Source organism: Aliikangiella litoralis (assembly GCF_052495765.1).
In genome coordinates, this window is record NZ_CP199292.1 from 1,984,404 (window position 1) to 1,999,770 (window position 15,367).

Consider the following 15,367-nt stretch of genomic DNA (forward strand, 5'->3'; position numbering starts at 1 on the left):
TCTTATTTTAAATTAGCCCTGCTAATAGATAATATAATCGTTTAATTTGGGGTATGAGTAATATTTTTATTAACCAAATAGCCTCCATTACTAATCCCCATTAAGGTGAGTAAGCCTTGATCAATTGGTTGAAAAGAAATTGATTCCATGAGTATATCACCGTGAATCATCATGTTAGTCATACTTGCTATATAAACAGCAGCGACAACAACGGTAAATAAAAACATTTGTAATCTGGCAAGTTCAATTGAATGTCGGTTACCTACTTCTTCGCCTTTAAACATATCTGAGAAGTCGGCTTCTTCACTTTTGGGATTGCAATATAATAAACCTTTGCTTTGTTTTAATACATCATCAACACTTTTGTTTAGACTTTTGGCGACTACTTGTGTTGCATCTTTAGTTTTTTGGCTGTTTTGGGCATCTTTATTTCCTTTATTACTTGCAATTAAAGGGCTACCGACCATTGCTGATACTTGAATACCTAATAAAGTCCATATTTCCCAAGGAATCTGTATATTCATCGGGTTAAAAACCATTTCACTCTTCACTCTAGCCATAACAAGTGCGGCGAAGAAAGAAATAATAATGATAGTCCAAAGCGTCATTTGAAAACGAGACAAACTGATAATATTTTGATCATTGATCAAAACACCAAAGTAGCAATTGTTAATTTTTTTTCCAAGACAGAGAATAAAAATTACTATTAAAGCCATTATGGCAATCCAGCTTGATTTTATCGGAAAGATATATCCCGCTAAAACAATTCCAACTAAAGCAAAGAACATGATAAAACTAAGTAGTTTTTGATTTTCCATAGCTGTTCCCTATGTTTATTGTGTAATATGTTCAACTTGTTTTTCTAATTTATTGAGCTCATTTTTGATTTTTTTTATTTGCTGTAGTAAGGCTTTTTTTAAATCATTTTGTGGTGTATCGCTTTTATCTATTACTGCATAAATAGGTCGGTGATCACTTTTTTGATATTTACCCGTTGTGCAATAACTCGTTTCCTGAAATAAAATTTTTGCAATATTATTGGGGTTAGTTAACTCTTTTGAGATAAAAACAAAGTCTAACACGCTATTATATTTTTGGTTACACTGAGTGCGCACAAGTTTTTGAGGTTTTACCCACTGAAAAGTATTGTTTTTAATCATATTATCATAGCCTTTATCGTGATTATTTGCGCCATTATTAACATCCCAATCAAAGTTATAATCTCCCATTGCTATAATTGGGAGCGATTGCTGAGCTGCCCATTGATTAAGCATTGTTGCTTGTTGATGACGTTTGCTTTTTTTGGAACGATAAAGGTGGTTAACCATTACTAATAGTTCTTTATTGGTTGCTTTATTTTTGAAGTGCCCAACTAATGGTGCCCTCACACCACCACCTAGATTAATATGATTGAGCTCAATGGTGTCTATTAGCTGGTATTGACTTGAATTGTAAATGATTTGTAATCGATCAGAACCACCAGTTTCACCAAGTATAGAAGCATAGCTGATGTTTTCATTTTTTTCAGCGGCTGAAAGCAATTTGTTAACCCAAAGGGGATCAACTTCTGAAAAGCCATAAAAGTCGATATCATTAAGTTGATCGAAAGATTGAACCAAAGTGCTTATTTGGGCACCATCCGATTCTAAATTCCAGCTAATGACCTTGATTTCAGACCAACAATTGCTGGCCGAAACGAATAATAACGCAAAGAGTATTGAGCGGAGCATAGTGATATATTCCTATTTAATGAGGAAGTATAGTAAAGCACATATTAGCACTAAAATTGAGCTATATAAAAAGCTGGTAATATTGTTATTTGGGCTAATTTCATGTGTTGGTGTTGTCTTTTACTCAATTGATAAAAACTTTATGAAACTATTAGACTTAGTTGACGGTTATTACCGAGCGGCGTAGTAATTTATAATTGAAGCATCTACATGAATTTTTTATTATGGTGTTTTATGGAAATGATCGTAATCGAGAGAGTGTATGAAAATTGATTGGAATGTTATTAGTTCAATTGCTACTTCTATTGGTTCAATTGCAACAGCAATTGGTGTATTTTTTGGTGCATGGCAAATTAGGTTATCTAAAAAGCAGTCACAAGCTGGGTTCGAAGATAGCCTTGATCAACAATATCGTCTATTAACAATGGAGTTACCGGTTGATGTATTGATAGGAAAAGAAGTAAGCGATAAAGATAAAAATCATGTACGTGAATTGATATTCAATTATTTAGACTTAACTAATGAACAAGTATATTTGCGTGCTAAAGGGAGGATTTCAACTCATACCTGGAATTCTTGGTGTTCGGGGATTAAAGGGCATTTAAATAGGCCAGCATTTAAACAGGTTTTTGAAGAAGTGAAGCAAGGCAGTAGTTTTACTTATTTAGAAAAATTGGTTGCTGATGAATTTAACTCTGATCCAAAGCATTGGTATTCTTAAGCATACCAATGCTATTAAAATTGCTATTGTTATTGTCTTAGACGATAACCTGTTTTAAATATCCACCAGATAAAGCCTAAGCATAAGAACATAAACATTAAAGTCATTCCCACGCTAATTCCAATATGTACGTCTGCAACCCCATAAAAGCTCCAACGGAAACCACTAATCAGATAAACCACAGGATTAAATAAAGTGATTTTTTGCCATATAGGGGGCAACATGCTAATTGAATAAAAGCTACCGCCTAGAAATGTCAGTGGTGTAATAACCATTAATGGGATCACTTGTAGCTTTTGAAAATTGTCAGCCCAGATACCAATAATAAAACCAAACAAACTAAAGGTAATTGCTGTTAATAGCAGGAAGCCTGCCATCCAAAATGGGTGGGCTATTTCATAATCAACAAAAAAGCTCGCGGTTATTAAAATAAGTAAGCCTAAAACGACTGATTTGCTGGCTGCTGCACCGACATATCCAATAACTATTTCAACATAAGACACCGGGGCAGATAATACTTCATAAATTGTGCCTGAATATTTTGGGAAAAATATACCAAATGAGGCATTAGAAATACTCTCGCTGAGCAAGGCTAACATCATTAAGCCAGGAATAATAAACGCACCATAGCTAATTCCATCTATATCGCCCATACGTGAACCAATAGCAGAACCAAATACGATAAAGTAGAGAGAGGTTGATAAAACTGGAGAGGCAATGCTTTGCATTAGCGTACGTAAAGTACGTGCCATTTCAAACTGATAAATGGCTTTAATAGCATAAAAATTCATGATTTTTCCTTAACGAGATTAACAAAAATATCTTCTAAAGAATTTTGGGTTGAATTAAGATCTTTAAAGTCTATATCGTGTTTATTGAGCTGCCGCAATAAATCTGCAATGCCTGTATGTTCGCTCTGCGCATCAAAGGTATAAACTAATTCATTACCATCATTAGTTAACTCTAATGGTAGATGTTTAAGTTCATTTGGTATGGAGTTTACAGGGTTTTGTAAATGTAAAGTTAATTGACGTTTACCTAATTTACGCATCAGTTCTGTTTTATTTTCTACTAACAATATTTCTCCATTAGTGATAACACCAACACGATCGGCCATTTCTTCTGCTTCTTCTATATAGTGAGTGGTTAAAATAATTGTTGCGCCATTATCTCTTAACCCTCGTACCATATCCCACATGTCACGGCGTAATTCTACATCAACACCAGCGGTAGGTTCGTCTAAAAATAATATTTGGGGTTCATGTGATAACGCTTTTGCAATCATTACGCGACGTTTCATTCCACCAGATAATGCCATCATTTTTGAGTTGCGCTTATCCCAGAGCGATAGTTGTTTCAGTATTTTTTCAATATAAGTTGGGTTAGCTGGTTTACCAAATAAACCACGGCTAAAATTGACGGTAGTTTTTACATTTTCAAAGGCTTCAGTTGTTAACTCTTGAGGCACTAGCCCTATTTTTTCTCGTGCGGCCCTAAAGTCGGTGACAATATTATGCCCATCGGCTAATATTTCACCGCTGCTCGGGTTTACTATGCCACATATACTACTAATTAATGTAGTTTTTCCTGCACCGTTTGGGCCAAGCAATGCAAAAATTTCGCCACGATTTATATCGAGGTTTATATTTTTTAGTGCTTGAAACCCTGAGTTATAGGTTTTGTTAAGGTTCTTAATAGAAATAATTGGCTGCACTATTGGGTCCTTAAAATAATTGTATTTTATTTGCTTGACAGATTAACCATATTTTATTGGTCAATGGTTCTAAAGTATACCAACTATTGTAATGAAATTAGTTCTTTTGAAAAATTTAGTCACACTTACTTTTAACATTCGTTTACTGTACATTCGGTTATTAAGTGTTATTTCAGGTGATTTCAAATAAGTCAATTTGCTGACTTCCTGGTGAAGTAAATAAACTGGTATCAAGCGTTTGTGTTCTTTTTCGTTGAGTATTAAGGCCTGCCTTATGACAGGCTAAATTAAAACGTTGTTTGATTAATTTTGCCAAAACACCCTGACCGCTCATTCTATCGTTAAATTCAGGAGTATTTAATTTTCCTTGTCTCATTTGAGTGAGATAATTTAATACCTTTTGTTTTTTTAATGGGTAGTGGGTTTCAAGCCAATGAATAAAAAGCGGCTTCACTTCATATGGAAGTCTTAATAAAATGTAAGCTGCATTTGAAGCTCCTTTTTGACTAACCTGCTCAATTATCATTTCAATTTCATCATCATTTAGCCCTGGAATGACTGGGGCAACTAATGTTGTGACTGGGATATTATTAGATGAGAGTTTTTCTATTGTTGCTAGTCGAGACTGCGGGCTGGCTGTTCTAGGTTCCAGTGTGCGTTTCAAAGAGTTTTTTAACGTTGTTACACTCACTGCAACCGATACTAAGTTTTTATCTGCCAATTCTGTTAATAGGTCTAGGTCACGAAGGATAAGTTGACTTTTAGTAATAATTGAAACTGGATGTTTATACTGAATAAAAATTTTGAGTAGCTGACGAGTGATTTTGAGGTTTTTTTCTACAGGCTGATAGGCATCTGTATTCGCACCTATAACAATGGGCTGACATTGGTAGGAACGAGAGTTAAATTTTTTCTTTAACAACTCAGCCGCATTCGGTTTGTAAATAATTTTTGACTCAAAATCATAGCCCGGAGAGTAGTCCCAATAAGCATGGCTTGGTCTTGCATAGCAATATATACAACCATGTTCACACCCTCTGTATGGGTTAATCGTTTGACTGAAAGGAACATCGGGTGATTGATTAGTTGTAACAATTGTTTTGGCTTGTTCTTCGAATAGCTCAGTTATGTTAGTCGCTTCATCTGATTCATACCACCAGACGTCACTCAGTTCTAAGTGCTTGTTTTTACTAAAGCGGTGTTCAATATTAGTGGTAACAGCTCTATTTTTGTCGCGACTCTTAGTCATTGAATTATTTAAACTTAGTTATTTTTAAAGAAGCTAATATTTAATACTACACTAAATATTATTTTTTAGCTACTTGTATGAGTAGTTGTTTTCTGTGTGTTTTCAGAGGGGAATTTATTTGAGATACCGATAACAAGTGTGTAAGCTACAATATATTAGCTGTAGTTAGCTGGTTGGAAAATGCACATCACAGAAGGTTTAATGAAAGAGTTGCTTATCTTTTAACTTTAAGTGCTATCAACTAGTTTAAGTATTGGCGAGTAGAGAGAGTGAGCTTGTTCCTCAAATTGTTAGTTGCGTTTGTATTGATGGTAGCGGAAATAGAATCATTGATGGATAGGTTGGATTCCAATAGAGCCCAATTATCCGCAGCTCAAACATACATTTACAGAAAGTAGTCGTTTGGATTTATGTAAAGAACCGTTATTATTAAAGAACAAAGGTGTCGGTAAAGCAAAATAATCAACATAGGGCATTTGGAATGGAACACGAATATGATAGTTTAATATATCAAGCTAAAATTCAACAAAAAATAGCCGAAAAATTTTTATCAAAAAACTTTTCGGTTCCTTTTTTAGCTAAGCAAATGAAATGCAATGAAAGAACATTGCATCGAAGATGTAGAAAGCATTGCCAAAAGCCACCTTCTGAGGTTATTCAAGAGTTTAGAATTAATATTGCAAAAGAACTTGTGTTAGACGGTATAGTGTCAGATATTGTTGCAAAACAAGTTGGCTATCGTTGCACGTCAGCATTTCTTACGGCGTTTAAAAAGGAAGTAGGGGTTAGCCCTCAAAATTATCTCCTTCAACTTAAAAAGATAGATAAAGTACATGACAAAAATATAGTAAGAAAGCCAAAAAGGTGACTGCGGCTTTGGCTTCACGTTAACTAAAAAATCAAAGTTTTCGAAGGAAACTAAAAATTAAAGTTCTTTCTCAGAAGATGAGGTGAAATCAGATAGTTGGAAATAAAGCGGTGTAGCAATATAGGAAATACGCATGGATAAAATTGAGAAACAAACAGATTTATTATTAACCAGTATTGGGTTAGTTGACAAAAAAGAAATGTATCGAACTGCAATTTCTGAATATTTTCAGCAAGGTATAGAAAATAGACAAGTCGTTTATAAGAGAGGAACTTTATATTTCTATAATAATGGGATTGTCGAAAAAGCGTTACCTAGCCAACATGACAAATTGAATGACTTGATTTACTTATTTGATGGTATTAAAGTTACCAAAGCTTCAGCGAAAATGTATACGGGTAATAATTATGCGACTTCAGGTTTAGCGGCTCAGGGTGGGGCATCTAACAATAATAATAACAACAATAATAATAACAACAATGGCAATAATAATGGATGAGTACATTAAGTGAATATTTATTTTATTATTGCAATAGCATTGACGGTGTTTTTTGCTTATTGGTTTTATCGAGTGGTTCGTCAAATATCAACAAACGCTAAGTTGAAAAAAAGTTTGCTTCGTGCACAACCTTTATCTAAGCAATCTAGCGTTGGTGATTATGTGTCATTTACAGGAAAACTTTCTACACCAAAGTTGAACGATCCAATTAGTCAAAAAACTTGTGGTTATTGGGCTATTTGGGTTAGAGGTGTCTTTACTCGTAAAAAGAAAAAGCCGAATAAGGGGATGCAGACACATCGTTCTTTAATTCTCAATTTAAGCTCCGAAGAGGCCCCTTTTATGGTGGCCAACGGTCGAATATCTGCACAAATGGGGTTTAAGAAAAACTTCAAGTTAATTTTTAATCCGCTAATTAAAACAATTAAATCAAGACAAAAACCTTTGCTAAAAGGTATAGAAAATGTTGACCCAAGTATTTGGAAAAGTAAATATCAATCGTATCAGTCAGATATTTTAACATTGCCTTCTGAAAGTTTTTTGACTCTTTGGGGGAAGGTTCAGGTAAAAAATAGCCATAGTTTTATATTGACAAGCAGTGAAAATAAAAAAGAGCCACCATTAATTTTTTGTGGCATGAAAAAGCAAATGTTCAGTTTGTTGGGTTCTCAAGCATTATGGTTAACGTTTTTTCTATTATGGATTTTAGGGTGTATAGCATTGATATGGCTTTGGGTCGTCAATAATGCTGATGCTCATCTTAAACTGATTGCTATTGTTATAAGTGTTGTTGGAACTTTTTTTTTAAACCGGAAAATCAAGAACGTTTTTAAGAAAAAGAGCCTTTGATAATGCTAGTTAAAAATGAAATGATAACCCCAACTAAATTTATCCATTTACTTTATGCCCCGACTAATTTTTGTAATATGGGTTGTAAATATTGTTATTTAGGTTCTGGTACTGATGAGTTGACCAAAAAAGATACAATTATTAGTACATTAGAATATACGCTAAAAGCATTTCTTAAAGAGAATACCTTGCCTTTTAATTTGTCTTTTCATGGTGGTGAGGCAACGGCAATTCCTAAAAGCTTATTAAAAACGTTGTTTCAAATTTCTCAACGTCATTACGCCCGTTATTCTGATGTGATAAAAAAAGCAGGGTATCCTCTTAATCCAATACATATTAAAACTAACTTATACAATTTTGATCAGCTGTACGATTTATTTGATGAGTATCAGGTTAGCGTGAGTGCTAGTATTGATTTGCCATTACGTCTTCATGAAAAATATCGAACTGATAAAAAAGGTAATAGTACTCTAGAAAGGATTACACGAAATTTAAAGCTATTAGCTAATTATCCTCATCATAAAAAAATCTCGTGTGTTGTTACTCAAGAACATTTTAATCATATTGATGAATTGATTGCTGATATTAAATTAATACACTATCAATTCGGGTTAGATATGACTAAGTTTAACGTGATGTTTTCATTTGATAGTGATAAAAATACAGAAAAATTTTCTGAACAATATCCTGGTACTGAAATGCTCTCCCAAGAGCAACAAGTCATTTTTTATCAAGCCTTAAAAGAGGCTTTTGTTGGGACCGCTCTAGAAAGTGGTTTTAGAAAACATTGGTTTAAAGAGTTTACTCCTGAGTTTTGTTGTAGTGCGGTTAATTGTGGAGATAAGTTTTTTTTACTACAAAGCAATGGTGATGTTTATGCTTGTCCTAGAGGACAGTCATCAGAAAAGTTTTATTATGGTAATGTGTTTAAAAATAGTGTGAGTGAAATTCAGAACAATGGATGGCAGACTATTGAGACGATTGAAAATATGCTAGATGCTGATGAGGAATGTTTTAATTGTCATTATATTCCCTATTGCAACCAAGGCTGTGTTTTTGTTCGAGAACAAACCGGATTGAAAAAAAGTTATACTTGCCTTTTGCAAAAAGAGATTTATAAAGATGATGTTGAGCGTTATCCTGCTTATAGTGATGAATATATACAGCAATATGTTAAAGAGTATAAATATCAAAACAATATAAAAAGTTTTAAACCCGAAGAGCTTGAAATATCAAAAAGTAGCGCCATTACTCCTGAGTTGCAAGATGAAAAAAACTCACTGGCTAAGCTGGTTGAAAGTGATAACATTTTACAAAGTATTTATAATGAAAAATTAGTTCATTTGTTGGTTGATGAAACTTCGTATAACCTGCGTAGTCCGGTTATTAGTAATTTGGCTGATGTTGTCGCATTAGATATTAGTAGTTCTACCATATTAAAAGTCCATCAAGATATATTTAGTGTTAATTGTAATGAGCCTGTGACTAATACATTACACTTAATGCTGTTGCGAAATACAATGGTGACTTATGGTGATGAAAAAAGACTTAAACAAGAACATATCGTTGATTATAGTATTTATACGAATAGTTTTGTTCAGCAATCGAAATTGATTGATGGCTTTTACCATTTTAATTTGCAGCCTTTTTTTAAACAACATCAAATACTTTTTTTGGACAATATACGCAATAATCTTTATGTTACAACTCGCACAATGCGTGAATACCATTATCAAAAACAAAAAAAGAATGCTTTTTATCATATACAAGCAATTAACTTACCTTTTCCATTTATTGAGTTCTATTGGCAAAAACCAAGGATTAATGTTAAGACGTTATGATCCGAGCTTTGCTTCGATAATCTCCAGGAGTTATACCGACAACTTGTCGAAACTGTCTAATAAAGTGGGCTTGATCATAAAATCCCGCACAAGCGCCTATTTCTGTCAGACTTTGTGCTAGCGGTGCTTGTTTTAGCAAAGAGCGAGAATATTCAACTTGTTGAATTTGGCTATATTGTTTAGGCAGTAAACCGAGGTGGCATTTAAAGTGACGATCGAGTTGTCGTTGACTGAGATTTAATATATCACTTAGTAAGCTAACTGGCTTTTGTCCATGATGTTTTCTTATCCAGTTAAGCGCACTGTGTAAACGTTTGTTAGTTAGGGGAGAATCTTTTAAAAGTGATAATAAGACTTTATCAAGTAAAGAGACTCGGTCATCTATTGAGTTTAAATGATAAAGCTGCTCGGTTATAGTGTTATTGAGTGGCGATAGGGATAGCTGATTAATATTAATGTTTGTATCCAGTAACTCATATAAAGGCACAGATAAAATTTTATGTCCGCCGCCAGGATGAAAGCGGATCCCGATAGTCTCGGTTATTCCTGTTAATTGCAACTGATTAGTTTGTCGTGTCGGGCCTGTAATGACTGCATTTTGTTTGACTAATTGGTCATCAAGTTTAATCGGGGCTTTTAAATTAAAAATAATGCCGCTACCACCTTCAGGGTGCATATATTCTGGCGGTAAGCTGTTCGCGTGGCTATTAACCTGAATATGCCAATAACACTGTACATAGGGCCTTAAGGCTACATGAGGAACAAAGCTTCGAAATCCAAGGTGAGTCAGTGGTTTCATCGTTTTGTTATCAGTTGTGAATAAATGATAGCAGTATACCAAACTAGTCATAGAACGGATATATCGTTACTTATTACCAATGTCCAAAATATACAATTCAGTCAATTTATCTCACGATAAACTCTCTTTTTATATTAAATACTGATGGGAAAGTTATATGCCTGTTCAATTGAATTATTGGAAAGTCGCGCCTGAAGCACTTGGATTACTAACCAGTATTGAAAAGTACTTAAAACAAGCGTTTAAAGATAACAAAGATGAGCAAATTTTATTTGAGCTAGTTAAAACACGAATATCGCAAATTAATCAATGTGCATATTGCATTGATATACATACCAAAGATGCTCGTGCCCTGGGTGAAACAGAGCAACGTCTTTATGCATTAAATGCTTGGCATGAATCGCCTTATTATTCTGCCAAAGAACGAGCAGCATTAGCTTGGGGGGAAGCGGTAACCTTGCTTGGTGAGCAAGGGCCAACGGATGAACTGAGAGAACACATGCGAAAATTTTTTGATGATAAGTCGATTGTTAATTTCACCTTGGCAATTACGACCATTAATACATGGAATCGGTTAGCCATTAGTTTTGGGGCAGATGTGGGAAGTTATGAAGTTGGTCAGTTTGATATCTAAAAATGATTCATTTTAACGTTTAGGATGTTTGTGATGAAAAATAGAGTTTTGTGTTTAAGTTTGTTTTGGCTTAGTTGTTTTAATGTAGCTTTGGTTCAGGCTTATGAACCATTGGCTATTAGTTTTCCGGCAACTGATATTAGCGGTACCAAGTTATCGACTCAGCAGTCGCTAGGCAAAAAGCCAATTTATATCAAGTTTTGGGCTAGTTGGTGTGTGCCATGTAATGAGCAAATGCCACATTTTGTTGAGGCATACCATCAGTATGGCGAGCAAGTCGAATTTCTCTCAGTGAATATTGATATTAATGATGATAAGGCTGCTGTTGAGTCGTTGATTAAGAAATATGGGTTAACAATGCCTACAGTGCAAGATCATGGTGGCCAATTGAGTAAAGAGCTTGATTTGTTAGGAACACCAATGCACATATTGATCAACCGAAGCAAGGAGCTGGTTCATCGCGGTCATGAAGTTGATGCCATTTTAAAAAAGCGATTAAAAATATTAGCCGTACAGGATACAAGCTTGGCAACACTTAGTTTAACTGGTTTGAAAAAAAAGGCCCAACAAGAACTTGTTAATATTGATCAAAATGGGGTTACGGTTTTGCATTTTACTTCAAGTTGGTGTGATTGGTATTTGGCTGAATCCCGCCCAGCTCAAAGTAAAAATTGTATTCAGGTACAAAAGTGGATGAATAGTCTTAAACAGAAAAACAACAACTTGAATATTAAAGGTGTTATCTCTCGGTTATGGACTGAAGAAAAAGATGTATTAGAATTTAAAAATAAAAACCAAATCAAATACCCGTTGTTTTTGGATAAAAGTAACCAAACGTTTTTACATTATAAAGTTAATAAATTACCAACTTTATTGGTATTAAATAAAGGTCAGGTTGTTTTAAGAGTTCAGGATTTTGCGGAGCGTGTAGAAGTCGAAAAAATGCTGAAAAAGTTAATGAAATAATGATTTAACCTCTAAAGGAATAGAGGTTTGATTTTTTTGTTTTTATAGGCTAGCAGGTAAAGTTGCTTATGAACGCTTAATATTTATTTTCAATGAGTTGGTTATACTTCGTTGAAAGTCGGTATTGTTGCGATGAAGCAAAAGCGTTATGGAAATGATTTTTTTATTACAATATTTATATAATTAAAAAATGCCTTAAAAATAACACCAGGTTAATTGATAACATGGCATGAAATTTAAAATATTGGTAACTATCATTCTTTTAAATTACCAATAATCACTTAACTACTTGATTTTTAGACATACTGCAAGTAGTTCTTTAACCCGATATTATCGATGTATTGTATTGCTACCAGTCCCTCGGGTGATTGTTCTTTAAATGATAAGTGACTCTTTGATTCACTATCGCTATCGAGTCTAATCTTTGTTGATGCTAAATTAATTTCATATCTCAAAAAGAGGTTTGATTGTGAGTAATAGTCGGAGTATAAGGTTAGTTACAAAAAAGAATGGATGATCGATTTTTGTAGTAATCTTTTGGTAGCAATCAAGATCAAACTGTTTTTTGATAAAGCTTACAACAACAAGATAAATGGCTTTTTTATCGTGTTATAACTTTCAATAAATACATTGTTGTAGTTGCTATTCAATTAAACTCCATTCAGATTATATATACTGACGCCGTATGTGCTGTAGAGCGGAAGGAATCGCAAGCTTATTAACTTAATTCTTAAATTCCTTCTACTCTCTATTTTTATTAAAACTTGTTATCAGTTCATTATGCTTGTGGAAAAAGTAGGGCGGTAGCGTGTTTTTAGGCCATTGAGCATTCATAACATAAACATAATTGTACTATTTTATACGGAGAATATTTATGCCAAAAATTATTACGACGAATAGTGTTTCAATTGCTGGAGGCCAAACTGTTTCTGTATCTTCTGATGCAATTGAAGCCGAAGCTACCAGTCAGATAGATGTCAATATTGAGCCAAATGCAACAGAAATTACTCTTGAAATACAACCAAGCCCTGCCGATCAAATTCATGTCTTACTTATTTCTTCTACATTTTATGGCAGCGATTTAACCTATAAGTTTAGTGATGGTGTAACTGACTCAAGCGCAATTACTTTAGATCTCCCTCAATCTTTTTCCGGCACAACACTGGCTCCCATTGTCAGTTTTGATCCTACACAGCTAAAAATGACGATGGCCGTTACTGGTGAAGAAGCAACGGTTAGTATTTTTATTGCTCGTACAGCAAAGCAATAATCATAAAGTTTTATCACTATATTATTGATATAACTTTTTTATGATTAGTCAGTTAGTAATCTTTCACACCTAAAATTTATTTCTATCATACTTCTCAATTTAATCAAATCCTAACGGAGGCAATACGATGAGCGTAGCAAAGACGTATCCAGGCGTTTATATAGAGGAAGTTCCCAGTGGGGTTCGCACAATAACAGGTGTTGCCACTTCTATTTGTGCTTTTATCGGAAGCGCTTTGCGTGGCGAAGAAAATGAACCTACTTTAGTACAAAGTTTTACTGATTATCAACGAAACTTTGGTGAATTATCATCGACTAGTCCAATGGGATTTGCGGTCAATCAGTTTTTTAACAATGGCGGTAGAGATGCATTAATTGTTCGAGTATCGAATAGCGGAGTAACCGCTTCAACAACAATCGATACGCTTGATTTATTAGCTTCAAGTACAGGAGAGTGGGGCAACCAATTAGTGGTATCTATCACTCATCCTGATGCGACAATGAATCCAGATGCTGCAGCCGAACAATTATTTAATTTAATTATTACTGATAATGATACCGGCGTTGTCGAAACATTTAATAATGTTTCGGTGATTAGTACGCATGCTAGATTTGTAACAACGGTACTTGAACAACAATCAAAATTAGTGCGATTTAATGAAGCATCAGCCATGCCAGGAACCAGGCCCGGTCCTTTGGGGAATGGTACTGTGACAGATGGTGATCCACCGATAGAGTTTATTGGTGGTGATAATGGAACAACAATTGATCAAGTACAGGTTTCTGATCCTGCGCGTGAAACAGCCCGAGAAGGGATTTGGGCGTTAGAAAAAGCAGATATATTTAACTTGCTTTGCATTCCTCCTTTTTCTCTCGATGTTGCAGGAAATATTGATGCACAAACTCGTACTGCTGCCGCAGAGTATTGCCTAGGACGACGGGCAGTTTTTATTGCCGATCCGCTGAATGATTGGGATGAGCCTTCTGATATTACCGATCCTGTTACAGGACTTGATGGAGCTACTTGGGGACTATCTCGAAATGCTAATACTGCGGTTTACTTTCCAAGAGTAAAGCAACCTAATCCTTTGATTGAAGGTCGGCTTTCTGAGTTTGCACCATGTGGAGTGATTGCTGGTATTATCTCTCGCACAGATGCTACCCGAGGCATTTGGAAGGCTCCTGCAGGGTTAGAGGCGACATTGAAAGGGGTTTCTGAGTTAACCACAAAAGTGACTGATGGTGATAATGGCGTGCTTAACCCTTTAGCGGTTAACTGTTTACGAGCATTCCCTGTTAATGGAAGAGTTGTGTGGGGGAGTAGAACACTTGTTGGTGCTGATCAGTTAGCATCTGAATGGAAATATTTACCTGTAAGACGGACCGCATTATATATTGAGGAGAGTTTATTTCGTGGCACCCAGTGGGTTGTCTTTGAACCAAATGATGAACCTTTGTGGGCACAAATTCGTTTAAATGTTGGTTCATTTATGCAAAACCTATTTCGCCAAGGTGCATTTCAAGGCAGCAGTCCTAAAGAAGCCTATTTTGTGAAATGTGATTCGGAAACTACTACTCAAAATGACATCGACTTGGGAATTGTGAATATTCTTGTCGGTTTTGCCCCATTAAAACCAGCAGAATTTGTCGTTATTAAACTTCAACAAATTACTAATCAAACTGCAGCATAGGAGTTAACCATGGCACAATTTAGTGTAAATGCACAACGTTTTGATCCATACAAAAATTTTAAATTCCGTGTTAAATGGGACGGTCGCTATGTCGCGGGTATTGCCAAAGTTGGTGCATTAAAACGTACAACAGAACCTGTTACTCATCGTGTTGGTGGAGATCCTAGCACTGAACGTAAGTCTCCTGGCCAATCTAAGTTTGAAGCAATTACTTTGGAAAGAGGTGTAACTCACGATCCTGATTTTGAGCAATGGGCCAATAAGGTTTGGAACTTTGGCTCTGGCTTAGGAGCTGAGGTGTCTTTAAAAGACTTTCGCAAAGATATCATTATTGAAGTTTATAATGAGGCTGGTCAGTTAGCTTTAGCTTATAAAGTTTATCGTTGTTGGGTGTCTGAATTTCAAGCGTTGCCTGAACTAGATGCTAGTGCCAGTGCTATTGCCATTCAAACGTTGAAACTTGAGAATGAAGGTTGGGAGCGGGACTATGCGGTTACTGAACCAACTGAACCTGAGTTCACTGAGCCTGAGGGCTAA

The 15,367-nt window shown here is 35.1% G+C and carries 16 protein-coding genes; 10 read left to right on the forward strand and 6 right to left on the reverse strand.

What is annotated here, in order from left to right:
- Positions 1 to 41: 41 nt before the first annotated feature.
- Together ACT5E3_RS08265 and ACT5E3_RS08270 are read right to left on the reverse strand one after the other, a co-directional pair.
- Entirely contained in the window at positions 42 to 818 is a 777-nt protein-coding gene (locus ACT5E3_RS08265; RefSeq protein ID WP_444997829.1) for a hypothetical protein, read from the reverse strand.
- Between the two features lie 15 nt (positions 819 to 833).
- On the reverse strand, positions 834 to 1,730 hold the full coding sequence (locus tag ACT5E3_RS08270; protein ID WP_444997830.1) for an endonuclease/exonuclease/phosphatase family protein: 897 nt from the start codon (positions 1,728 to 1,730) through the stop codon (positions 834 to 836).
- 262 nt (positions 1,731 to 1,992) lie between these two features.
- On the opposite strand from ACT5E3_RS08270, the gene ACT5E3_RS08275 reads away from it, so the two are divergent.
- Positions 1,993 to 2,451: a hypothetical protein gene (locus tag ACT5E3_RS08275; protein ID WP_444997831.1), complete on the forward strand. Its 459-nt coding sequence runs from the start codon at positions 1,993 to 1,995 to the stop codon at positions 2,449 to 2,451.
- A gap of 29 nt (positions 2,452 to 2,480) precedes the next feature.
- Here ACT5E3_RS08275 and ACT5E3_RS08280 read toward each other — a convergent pair whose 3' ends face one another.
- The 3 genes from ACT5E3_RS08280 to ACT5E3_RS08290 form a co-directional block, all read right to left on the reverse strand.
- Positions 2,481 to 3,242 (reverse strand): ABC transporter permease, encoded by a 762-nt coding sequence (locus ACT5E3_RS08280; RefSeq protein WP_444997832.1) that lies wholly within the window; start codon positions 3,240 to 3,242, stop codon positions 2,481 to 2,483.
- Positions 3,239 to 4,165 (reverse strand): ABC transporter ATP-binding protein, encoded by a 927-nt coding sequence (locus tag ACT5E3_RS08285; protein WP_444997833.1) that lies wholly within the window; start codon positions 4,163 to 4,165, stop codon positions 3,239 to 3,241. Before ACT5E3_RS08285 ends, ACT5E3_RS08280 begins: the two co-directional genes overlap by 4 nt.
- Before the next feature lie 172 nt (positions 4,166 to 4,337).
- Positions 4,338 to 5,414 (reverse strand): PA0069 family radical SAM protein, encoded by a 1,077-nt coding sequence (locus tag ACT5E3_RS08290; RefSeq protein WP_444997834.1) that lies wholly within the window; start codon positions 5,412 to 5,414, stop codon positions 4,338 to 4,340.
- A 481-nt stretch (positions 5,415 to 5,895) separates the two neighbouring features.
- Here ACT5E3_RS08290 and ACT5E3_RS08295 point away from each other — a divergent pair, with 481 nt between their 5' ends.
- From ACT5E3_RS08295 to ACT5E3_RS08310, 4 genes are all read left to right on the forward strand, one after another.
- Complete coding sequence (locus ACT5E3_RS08295) at positions 5,896 to 6,282, forward strand: helix-turn-helix domain-containing protein (protein ID WP_444997835.1); 387 nt, start codon at positions 5,896 to 5,898, stop codon at positions 6,280 to 6,282.
- Between the two features lie 133 nt (positions 6,283 to 6,415).
- Positions 6,416 to 6,781: a hypothetical protein gene (locus ACT5E3_RS08300; RefSeq protein WP_444997836.1), complete on the forward strand. Its 366-nt coding sequence runs from the start codon at positions 6,416 to 6,418 to the stop codon at positions 6,779 to 6,781.
- Between the two features lie 9 nt (positions 6,782 to 6,790).
- A complete protein-coding gene (locus tag ACT5E3_RS08305) occupies positions 6,791 to 7,630 on the forward strand; it encodes a hypothetical protein (protein ID WP_444997837.1) in 840 nt (279 codons plus the stop codon).
- Positions 7,631 to 7,632: 2 nt separating this feature from the next.
- Positions 7,633 to 9,471: a radical SAM protein gene (locus ACT5E3_RS08310; protein WP_444997838.1), complete on the forward strand. Its 1,839-nt coding sequence runs from the start codon at positions 7,633 to 7,635 to the stop codon at positions 9,469 to 9,471.
- On the opposite strand, the gene ACT5E3_RS08315 is transcribed toward ACT5E3_RS08310, so the two are convergent.
- A complete protein-coding gene (locus tag ACT5E3_RS08315; protein ID WP_444997839.1) occupies positions 9,458 to 10,270 on the reverse strand; it encodes a DUF6597 domain-containing transcriptional factor in 813 nt (270 codons plus the stop codon). The genes ACT5E3_RS08310 and ACT5E3_RS08315 overlap by 14 nt on opposite strands.
- A gap of 157 nt (positions 10,271 to 10,427) precedes the next feature.
- Here ACT5E3_RS08315 and ACT5E3_RS08320 point away from each other — a divergent pair, with 157 nt between their 5' ends.
- From ACT5E3_RS08320 to ACT5E3_RS08340, 5 genes are all read left to right on the forward strand, one after another.
- Complete coding sequence (locus ACT5E3_RS08320) at positions 10,428 to 10,904, forward strand: carboxymuconolactone decarboxylase family protein (protein WP_444997840.1); 477 nt, start codon at positions 10,428 to 10,430, stop codon at positions 10,902 to 10,904.
- Between the two features lie 33 nt (positions 10,905 to 10,937).
- Positions 10,938 to 11,870 (forward strand): TlpA family protein disulfide reductase, encoded by a 933-nt coding sequence (locus ACT5E3_RS08325; RefSeq protein ID WP_444997841.1) that lies wholly within the window; start codon positions 10,938 to 10,940, stop codon positions 11,868 to 11,870.
- An 874-nt stretch (positions 11,871 to 12,744) separates the two neighbouring features.
- Entirely contained in the window at positions 12,745 to 13,140 is a 396-nt protein-coding gene (locus tag ACT5E3_RS08330) for a hypothetical protein (protein WP_444997842.1), read from the forward strand.
- A gap of 127 nt (positions 13,141 to 13,267) precedes the next feature.
- Complete coding sequence (locus ACT5E3_RS08335) at positions 13,268 to 14,830, forward strand: phage tail sheath family protein (protein WP_444997843.1); 1,563 nt, start codon at positions 13,268 to 13,270, stop codon at positions 14,828 to 14,830.
- A 9-nt stretch (positions 14,831 to 14,839) separates the two neighbouring features.
- On the forward strand, positions 14,840 to 15,367 hold the full coding sequence (locus tag ACT5E3_RS08340) for a phage tail protein (protein ID WP_444997844.1): 528 nt from the start codon (positions 14,840 to 14,842) through the stop codon (positions 15,365 to 15,367).

What these genes read in the sequence shown, in the direction of transcription:
- ACT5E3_RS08295 (WP_444997835.1), top strand. Translation starts at nt 5,896, where the DNA reads ATGGAACACGAATATGATAGTTTAATATATCAAGCTAAAATTCAACAA.
- ACT5E3_RS08325 (WP_444997841.1), top strand. Translation starts at nt 10,938, where the DNA reads ATGAAAAATAGAGTTTTGTGTTTAAGTTTGTTTTGGCTTAGTTGTTTT.
- ACT5E3_RS08335 (WP_444997843.1), top strand. Translation starts at nt 13,268, where the DNA reads ATGAGCGTAGCAAAGACGTATCCAGGCGTTTATATAGAGGAAGTTCCC.
- ACT5E3_RS08280 (WP_444997832.1), bottom strand. Translation starts at nt 3,242, where the DNA reads ATGAATTTTTATGCTATTAAAGCCATTTATCAGTTTGAAATGGCACGT.
- ACT5E3_RS08330 (WP_444997842.1), top strand. Translation starts at nt 12,745, where the DNA reads ATGCCAAAAATTATTACGACGAATAGTGTTTCAATTGCTGGAGGCCAA.
- ACT5E3_RS08290 (WP_444997834.1), bottom strand. Translation starts at nt 5,414, where the DNA reads ATGACTAAGAGTCGCGACAAAAATAGAGCTGTTACCACTAATATTGAA.
- ACT5E3_RS08315 (WP_444997839.1), bottom strand. Translation starts at nt 10,270, where the DNA reads ATGAAACCACTGACTCACCTTGGATTTCGAAGCTTTGTTCCTCATGTA.
- ACT5E3_RS08275 (WP_444997831.1), top strand. Translation starts at nt 1,993, where the DNA reads ATGAAAATTGATTGGAATGTTATTAGTTCAATTGCTACTTCTATTGGT.
- ACT5E3_RS08270 (WP_444997830.1), bottom strand. Translation starts at nt 1,730, where the DNA reads ATGCTCCGCTCAATACTCTTTGCGTTATTATTCGTTTCGGCCAGCAAT.
- ACT5E3_RS08340 (WP_444997844.1), top strand. Translation starts at nt 14,840, where the DNA reads ATGGCACAATTTAGTGTAAATGCACAACGTTTTGATCCATACAAAAAT.
- ACT5E3_RS08265 (WP_444997829.1), bottom strand. Translation starts at nt 818, where the DNA reads ATGGAAAATCAAAAACTACTTAGTTTTATCATGTTCTTTGCTTTAGTT.
- ACT5E3_RS08320 (WP_444997840.1), top strand. Translation starts at nt 10,428, where the DNA reads ATGCCTGTTCAATTGAATTATTGGAAAGTCGCGCCTGAAGCACTTGGA.
- ACT5E3_RS08300 (WP_444997836.1), top strand. Translation starts at nt 6,416, where the DNA reads ATGGATAAAATTGAGAAACAAACAGATTTATTATTAACCAGTATTGGG.
- ACT5E3_RS08310 (WP_444997838.1), top strand. Translation starts at nt 7,633, where the DNA reads ATGCTAGTTAAAAATGAAATGATAACCCCAACTAAATTTATCCATTTA.